We start from the raw sequence: 3,316 nt of genomic DNA, 5'->3' as shown, positions 1-3,316 counted from the left end.
CCGCCGATCCCCTGGAGCGCCCGCGCCGCGACGAGCAGGCCGGCATCCGGAGCGAGCCCGCACAGCAGCGACGCGGCGGCGAACCAGGCGACACCGACGAGGAAGACGCGCCGCCGCCCGAATCGGTCACCCAGCGAGCCGCCGAGCAGGATGAAGGAGGCGAGGGTCAGGGTGTAGCCCGTGACGATCCACTGCAGGGCCGCGAAATCCGTACCGAGGTCCCGCCCGATGGTCGGCAGTGCCACATTGACGACGGTCGCGTCGATCCCGACGATCCCGGAACCCAGGACGGTGGCGGACAGGACCCAGCGCCCCGACGACGTACCCATCCGGATCCCGCTCATGCACCACCGCCCGTCCACGCCCCGCCGTGCCGCGGGACCACGCACAGTGTGGCACCGTCGCCGGGTCTGCGCCATCGCCCGTCCGCCGGGCGGTGACGCCGACCACAGACGGAATAGCCCCCGGGAGTCCCGGGTTACCGAACAGTAGGATCCCGAACCGGAAAGTAGGAACACATGAAACTGTTCTCCCCCCTCACGCTCGGCACGCTGGAACTCCCCAACCGCGTGGTGATGGCGCCGCTCACGCGCGTCCGTTCGGGGAACGCCGGCATCCCCGGCGACCTCGTCGTGGAGCACTACCGGCAGCGCGCGTCCCTCGGACTCATCGTCAGTGAGGGGACCTACCCCAGCCATGCCGGGCAGGGCTTCCCCGGTCAGCCCGGCCTGGTCGGGGCCGAGCAGCTCGCCGGCTGGAAGCGCGTGACGGACGCGGTGCACGCCGACGGCGGCCGCATCGTGGCACAGGTGATGCACGCGGGGCGCGTGACGCACCCCGACACGAACGGCGGCTACGAGGTCGTGGCTCCGAGCGCCATCGCCATCGAGGGGACGACCCGGACCAGCACAGGGAAGCAGCCCTACCCCGTGCCGCATGCACTCACCACCGAGGAACTCCCGGGCATCATCGGGGAATTCGTCACGGCCTCACGGAAGGCGATCGACGTCGCCGGGTTCGACGGTGTCGAACTGCACGGAGCCAACGGCTACCTGCTGCACGAGTTCCTCTCCCCCGAGTCGAACCGGCGCGAGGACGCCTACGGCGGGTCCGCCGAGAAGCGGGCACAGTTCGTGATCGAACTCGTCACCGCCGTCGCGGCGGAGGTCGGGTCGGAGAAGGTAGGCCTGCGGATCTCACCCGCCCACAACATCCAGGACGCCCTCGAGACCGAGGCCGCCGATGTCCATGCGACCTACGGGGCACTCGTCGACGCCCTCGCGCCGCTCGGACTCGCCTACCTCAGCGTCCTGCACGCCGAGCCCACGGGTGCTCTCATCCAGGACCTCCGCTCGCGTTTCGGTGGCCCCGTCCTGATCAACAGCGGCTTCGGCGTCATCACCAACCGCGAGGAGGCCATCGCCATCCTCGAGGACGGGGTGGGGGACGCGGTCGTCGTCGGCCGTCCCGCCATCGCGAACCCCGATCTCGCTCGCCGCTGGCAGGAGAACCTGCCGGAGAACGAACCGGATCCGGCGACGTTCTACTCCACCGGCGCCGAGGGCTACACGGACTACCCGTTCTACGACGGTTCCGCCGACGCCAACTGACCACCAGCACCGCCGGAAGGCGCCCCCGTCAGGCGACAGGGGCGCCTTCTTCCGTCGCGGATCCCTGCCGTCGCCGGCGCGCCACGAACTCCGCCCTGCGCGGGTATCGGGCCACGGCCCAGCCCACCAGCAGCGCGGCCGCGAGGTGCGCATGGAGCATCAGCATGACCTCGGGCGAGTGCCCCGGTGCGCCTTCGACCCCTACCGGCGCGTTCACGTCGTGGTGCGGGCCCTGCCCGGGCGCGGGTACCCCCGAGGTGTCCATGGCGCCCGCGAGCCCGCCGAGGAGCCAGTGCAGGAGTTGCTGGGTCACGCCGAGCAGCAGCAGCACCGCCCATCCGGGCAGCCGCGCCTGCGCTGCGATGGCGGCGACGAGCACGGCGAGCGCTGCAAGCCCGCAGAGGATCGCCGCGCTCGGCATGGCGCCGCCGGACACCAGGTGGGCGCCGAGGCCCAGGCCCAGTGCGAGCAGGCCGGCCAGGGCCGAGCAGGCGATGGCCCTCGGTCGGTCCTGGGGTCGGAGGGCGCTGCCCTTCTCTTCGTGCACCACCCGATCGTAAGCATGCTGACGACGCCGCGTCACGTGCCGGGTACCGGGGTTATGCTCGCGGCGCCCGATCCGTAGACTGACAGTAAGGGGACTTACCTTCCCTGGAACCGAAAGGACGAGTGCATGTCAGAGAATCCCAGCGACGACGACCGCATCCACAACGAGGCCCCCGCCGAGGGCGACACGGACGCGAACCCGGAGGACATCCGGGTGCACCCCGAGGATCCGGCCGAGGGAGCGGACTCCGAGGACCAGTACAGCTCCGGGAAATAGCGACCAGGACCCGTTCCAGGAGCAGAACGCAGAAGCGCCGACCCGAGGGTCGGCGCTTCTGCGTTCCGGACCGCGAGGGACCGCGAGGGACCGCGCTACCGACCTCCGGTCAGCGCGTGCCCTCGACGACCTCGCCGAAGGGGATCTCCTTCGACGTCTCGGCTCCCCGGTCGAGAGCCTGGTTGCTGATCAGGATGCCGTGCTTGCCCTCCGCGACGGACTGCTTCATGACCATCAGCACCGTCTCGGCGAAGCCCTCGTCCTGGGCTTCGAGATAGCTGACGTAGGCGGGTGGGAAATTCTCGGGAACTGTGAGCATGCACCCACGCTACCCGCCGTCGCCCACGCGTGCCGAGCGTTTTTCAAGCCCGGGGGCAGACCAATCGGTCCTTCTCAGCAACCAGCCCCGGGTGATAGACCATAAGTGTCCTTAGTATTCCGGCGCTGACACCCGCGCCGGACGAACCACCGACATGACAGGGGATCTTCGTGACGCACGTACTCAAAGACCACGCCCATCTGTTCGAACGGCCCGGCCCATGGACCACCATCTATGTGGAGGGCAGCACCGGCACCGTGGACGGCCTGGCCAACGACGAGATCCTCCCCCGCAGCGTCGCCCAGGACATGAAGGACGCCGGTGCTCCGGAACAGGACGTGGAGGCGGCGGTCGCCGCGCTCGGCACCACCGCGAAGGGCCTGCCCGACCCGGTGACGCGCTACCTCCTCGTGAACGACGGACAGGCCGTGGTCAACGAGTTCCTCCCCGGGAACCTGGTGGGCCTGACCGTGACCGCGACCGGCCCGATCCCCGACGTGACTCCCCTCGTCCGGCACACGCCCGAGGACTTCGCCTATATCGTGGCCGAAGTCGGGCACCACG

The 3,316-nt window shown here is 70.0% G+C and carries 5 protein-coding genes and 1 pseudogene; 3 read left to right on the top strand and 3 right to left on the bottom strand.

Features of this window, described 5'->3' with window-relative positions; genetic code table 11:
• On the bottom strand, positions 1-344 hold a 344-nt coding region (locus CVO76_RS16190), incomplete at its 3' end, for an MFS transporter (RefSeq protein WP_208741873.1).
• A 174-nt stretch (positions 345-518) separates the two neighbouring features.
• Between CVO76_RS16190 and CVO76_RS16185 the strand changes: the two genes are divergently transcribed.
• Positions 519-1,610, top strand: coding sequence for an alkene reductase (locus CVO76_RS16185; RefSeq protein ID WP_208740120.1), 1,092 nt, complete (start codon positions 519-521; stop codon positions 1,608-1,610).
• Positions 1,611-1,638: 28 nt separating this feature from the next.
• Here the strand turns inward: CVO76_RS16185 and CVO76_RS16180 are convergent, their stop codons facing one another.
• The gene (locus CVO76_RS16180; protein ID WP_208740119.1) at positions 1,639-2,157 is read right to left on the bottom strand and encodes a hypothetical protein; all 519 of its coding nucleotides are present in this window, start codon (positions 2,155-2,157) and stop codon (positions 1,639-1,641) included.
• 126 nt (positions 2,158-2,283) lie between these two features.
• Between CVO76_RS16180 and CVO76_RS16175 the strand changes: the two genes are divergently transcribed.
• Positions 2,284-2,433 (top strand): hypothetical protein, encoded by a 150-nt coding sequence (locus CVO76_RS16175; RefSeq protein ID WP_208740118.1) that lies wholly within the window; start codon positions 2,284-2,286, stop codon positions 2,431-2,433.
• A gap of 109 nt (positions 2,434-2,542) precedes the next feature.
• Here CVO76_RS16175 and CVO76_RS16170 read toward each other — a convergent pair whose 3' ends face one another.
• The gene (locus CVO76_RS16170; protein WP_133083144.1) at positions 2,543-2,752 is read right to left on the bottom strand and encodes a hypothetical protein; all 210 of its coding nucleotides are present in this window, start codon (positions 2,750-2,752) and stop codon (positions 2,543-2,545) included.
• A gap of 170 nt (positions 2,753-2,922) precedes the next feature.
• Between CVO76_RS16170 and CVO76_RS16165 the strand changes: the two are divergent.
• Positions 2,923-3,316 (top strand): annotated as a pseudogene (locus CVO76_RS16165) (Vms1/Ankzf1 family peptidyl-tRNA hydrolase); the annotation flags it as partial.

The sequence above is a fragment of the Arthrobacter agilis genome (assembly GCF_002953615.1).
Taxonomy (GTDB): Bacteria; Actinomycetota; Actinomycetes; order Actinomycetales; family Micrococcaceae; genus Arthrobacter_D; species Arthrobacter_D agilis_B.
Note: the sequence above shows the minus strand (reverse complement) of the source record. Positions and strands in the feature narration are given on the sequence as shown.

What these genes read in the sequence shown, in the direction of transcription:
- CVO76_RS16185 (WP_208740120.1), top strand. Translation starts at nt 519, where the DNA reads ATGAAACTGTTCTCCCCCCTCACGCTCGGCACGCTGGAACTCCCCAAC.
- CVO76_RS16175 (WP_208740118.1), top strand. Translation starts at nt 2,284, where the DNA reads ATGTCAGAGAATCCCAGCGACGACGACCGCATCCACAACGAGGCCCCC.
- CVO76_RS16170 (WP_133083144.1), bottom strand. Translation starts at nt 2,752, where the DNA reads ATGCTCACAGTTCCCGAGAATTTCCCACCCGCCTACGTCAGCTATCTC.